The following is a 1,595-nucleotide window of genomic DNA, read 5'->3' on the forward strand; positions in this document are numbered from 1 at the left end:
GGTGCAACTCTAGAAAGGAGGTGATCCAGCCGCACCTTCCGATACGGCTACCTTGTTACGACTTCACCCCAGTCACGAATCCTACCGTGGTAAGCGCCCCCCTTGCGGTTAAGCTACCTACTTCTGGTAAAACCCGCTCCCATGGTGTGACGGGCGGTGTGTACAAGACCCGGGAACGTATTCACCGCGACATGCTGATCCGCGATTACTAGCGATTCCAACTTCATGTAGTCGAGTTGCAGACTACAATCCGGACTACGATACACTTTCTGGGATTAGCTCCCCCTCGCGGGTTGGCGGCCCTCTGTATGTACCATTGTATGACGTGTGAAGCCCTACCCATAAGGGCCATGAGGACTTGACGTCATCCCCACCTTCCTCCGGTTTGTCACCGGCAGTCTCATTAGAGTGCTCTTTCGTAGCAACTAATGACAAGGGTTGCGCTCGTTGCGGGACTTAACCCAACATCTCACGACACGAGCTGACGACAGCCATGCAGCACCTGTGTTACGGTTCTCTTTCGAGCACGCCTCGATCTCTCGTGGCTTCCGTACATGTCAAGGGTAGGTAAGGTTTTTCGCGTTGCATCGAATTAATCCACATCATCCACCGCTTGTGCGGGTCCCCGTCAATTCCTTTGAGTTTTAATCTTGCGACCGTACTCCCCAGGCGGTCTACTTCACGCGTTAGCTGCGTTACCAAGTTAATTAAAACCCGACAACTAGTAGACATCGTTTAGGGCGTGGACTACCAGGGTATCTAATCCTGTTTGCTCCCCACGCTTTCGTGCATGAGCGTCAATCTTGACCCAGGGGGCTGCCTTCGCCATCGGTGTTCCTCCACATCTCTACGCATTTCACTGCTACACGTGGAATTCTACCCCCCTCTGCCAGATTCTAGCCTTGCAGTCTCCATCGCAATTCCCAGGTTGAGCCCGGGGATTTCACGACAGACTTACAAAACCGCCTGCGCACGCTTTACGCCCAGTAATTCCGATTAACGCTTGCACCCTACGTATTACCGCGGCTGCTGGCACGTAGTTAGCCGGTGCTTATTCTTCAGGTACCGTCATTAGCAGAGGATATTAGCCTCCACCGTTTCTTCCCTGACAAAAGAGCTTTACAACCCGAAGGCCTTCTTCACTCACGCGGCATTGCTGGATCAGGCTTTCGCCCATTGTCCAAAATTCCCCACTGCTGCCTCCCGTAGGAGTCTGGACCGTGTCTCAGTTCCAGTGTGGCTGGTCGTCCTCTCAGACCAGCTACTGATCGATGCCTTGGTAGGCCTTTACCCCACCAACTAGCTAATCAGATATCGGCCGCTCCAGGAGCATGAGGTTCTTGCGAATCCCCCACTTTCATCCTTAGATCGTATGCGGTATTAGCGTAACTTTCGCTACGTTATCCCCCACTCCAGGGTACGTTCCGATATATTACTCACCCGTTCGCCACTCGCCGCCAGGTTGCCCCGCGCTGCCGTTCGACTTGCATGTGTAAGGCATGCCGCCAGCGTTCAATCTGAGCCAGGATCAAACTCTTCAGTTCAATCTCTGTTTAATGTCCTTGCGGACAGATCGCTCACTCAAAATACTGACA

Annotated in this window: 1 rRNA gene; it reads right to left on the reverse strand. The window is 53.2% G+C overall.

Annotated features, from left to right (window positions below):
• Positions 1–13: 13 nt before the first annotated feature.
• Positions 14–1,544: ribosomal RNA gene (locus F2P45_RS34140) — 16S ribosomal RNA — on the reverse strand.
• Positions 1,545–1,595 lie beyond the last annotated feature (51 nt).

The organism is Massilia mucilaginosa, from assembly GCF_011682145.1.
GTDB classification, from domain to species: Bacteria; Pseudomonadota; Gammaproteobacteria; order Burkholderiales; family Burkholderiaceae_D; genus Telluria_A; species Telluria_A mucilaginosa.